Origin of the sequence: Candidatus Pantoea formicae (assembly GCF_011752625.1) — a bacterium.
Classification (GTDB): Bacteria; Pseudomonadota; Gammaproteobacteria; order Enterobacterales; family Enterobacteriaceae; genus Pantoea; species Pantoea formicae.
On record NZ_VWXD01000041.1, the window covers coordinates 1 to 574 of the forward strand.

Consider the following 574-nt stretch of genomic DNA (forward strand, 5'->3'; position numbering starts at 1 on the left):
GGCAGATTGTCGTCGAAATCCTGCGCGCAGGCAAGAACCTTAACCGTAAGGCCATCTGTACCAAACTGCTGCGCCGCCTTGAAGTGGCAGCAAGTCTGGAAGAAGAGCGTCATTACCAGACTTTAATTGGCATGCTGTTTGAACGCTGAGTTATCCCGGCGTAAAGAGGCCAGGCCCGCAGCATGCATTCAGGACTACCTGGAATGGCTGTCCTGCCACCCTGCCCGGAAGGCACGAACCGGAAGATGCGGGTATGAATAATAAAGATTTAACTCGTCTGGCCGACGTTGTGCTGGGCGAGGCGGTGGTCGCGCTGCTGAGCAGCGAAGACCACATCAGCGCAGACGGCGTCGCACGGCAGCTTCGCGCTATGAACAGCGACGAGACGAACCCGGAAAGGCGTGAAGCTATAGCCCTGGCGCTGGGCGAGGTGAAGAGCGAGTTTAGCCAGTCGCGTGAGAGCCGCGACGCAGACGTGCTGGCATTCGGTGCCCTGACCGGCCCGGATGGCAGTAATAATAAGTAAACTGAAGAACGAATCTCCGACCAGAGCGGAGAGTGGCAGGACGCCCGC

Annotated in this window: 2 protein-coding genes; both read left to right on the forward strand. The window is 58.4% G+C overall.

Features of this window, described 5'->3' with window-relative positions; translation table 11 throughout:
• On the forward strand, nucleotides 1-149 hold a 149-nt coding region (gene ycgZ, locus F3J38_RS28250), incomplete at its 5' end, for a regulatory protein YcgZ (protein WP_240156091.1).
• Nucleotides 150-253: 104 nt separating this feature from the next.
• On the forward strand, nucleotides 254-526 hold the full coding sequence (locus F3J38_RS27785; protein WP_167144554.1) for a hypothetical protein: 273 nt from the start codon (nucleotides 254-256) through the stop codon (nucleotides 524-526).
• Nucleotides 527-574: the final 48 nt, after the last annotated feature.